Source organism: Bacteroides sp. Ga6A2 (assembly GCF_000702225.1).
In the GTDB taxonomy this organism is placed as follows: domain Bacteria; phylum Bacteroidota; class Bacteroidia; order Bacteroidales; family Bacteroidaceae; genus Ga6A1.
This window is the reverse complement of record NZ_JNKX01000086.1, coordinates 1-1458: the sequence shown is the minus strand read 5'-3', so window position 1 is coordinate 1458 and position 1458 is coordinate 1. Positions and strand designations below refer to the sequence as shown.

The window sequence follows — 1458 nt, the reverse complement described above, 5'->3', positions numbered from 1 at the left end:
TTAGTTATTAACCCTTTAAGAAGTTATCACGATGAAGCCAAATTCACAGATGACACTTGACAAGTATTTCCGCCAGTGCGTGGGCATCGACATCTCCAAGGACAAGTTCACGGCTTGCCTGTACATGTATGACATGGCCAGTGATGCAGGCTGCTGCACTGAGAGTATCGACTTTCCAAACAACAGGACGGGATTCAACCAGATGGTGAAATGGAGCCGCAAGGAGTCTCAGAAAGGGTTCCCTCTTGTCTACCTGATGGAGCCGACAGGCAGTTACTATGAGCCTTTGGCCTACCATCTTCACAAGATCGGGCAGACGCTCTACGTGGTGCTGCCCAACAAGGCCCGCAAGTTTTGCGAGTATGAGGGAATCAAGACCAAGACGGATGCCATGGATGCTCGCTGCCTGGCACTGATGGGCTGCAAGAACCGCAAACTGCGTCCTTGGGAGCCACCACTCCCCATCTACCGTGAACTGCGGCAGTTGACCCGCCTGAGGGCTGACTTGGTCAAGATGCAGACACAGATGCTGAACCACATGGAATCCATCGACCACATGGAAGACGTGGCGCCGGAAGTGCGCAAGAGCTACGAGAAGCTGCTTGACACCATTGAGAAGCAGCTGGAGAAGAATGAAAAGGACATAGCGGCAAAGCTTGCCCAGGACAAGGAGCTTGAGACAAAGGTAAAACGCATCGCCACCGCCAAGGGTATCCGCGTCGGAACCGTCACTTGCATCGTCGCTGAGACGCAGGGATTCCACCTCATCAGCAACCGCAAGCAGCTCACCAGTTTCGCCGGTCTTGACGTAAAGGCCAGACAATCGGGCAAGGACGATCCCAGACACCACATTACCAAGAAAGGGAACGCCCACATCAGGGCTGCTCTCTACATGCCTGCACTCAGCGCAGCGCACTGTAACAGGCAGATGGCTCAGGCATACGGACGAATCTGCGCCAAGCATCCTGATGTGAAGATGATTGGCGTGACGGCCATCATGCGCAAGATGCTGCTACTCGTCTATTCTCTCTGGAAGAGCGGAGAAGAGTATGATGAGACAAGGGACAATACACATACACCAAGGAAAAAGGAACCACAACCTACAAACTCACCAGAAGACTGCTTGAAACCAAACGCAGAACCCCCAGATTGGAACGCGGCTGACAAGGAAGGAAATCCGCCTTTTTAACAGAAGTGGCTGCGCCATGCGACACAGCCACACGAGATAGTACAAAACTGGTGGACGGCACCAGCGACTTCCCTTAGTTGGCTGCAAAGATACAACAAATACAACAATACCGGAAAGAAAAAAGGAAATTTAACCATAGAAAATATACTGCGGCGATACCTGGTCACAAATCAGGTACTAAATCTCATGTGCTAATCCGTTTTCTTTTTCCCTTTTGTTAAAATGTCCTATTTTTCCTATGCAAAATTTGGAAATTAGCACAGAATCTT

At 50.5% G+C, this 1458-nt stretch carries 1 protein-coding gene; it reads left to right on the top strand.

Annotated elements, in window-relative coordinates:
* The first annotated feature begins 31 nt into the window (after positions 1-31).
* Entirely contained in the window at positions 32-1189 is a 1158-nt protein-coding gene (locus T538_RS0113760) for an IS110 family RNA-guided transposase (RefSeq protein ID WP_051656123.1), read from the top strand.
* Positions 1190-1458 lie beyond the last annotated feature (269 nt).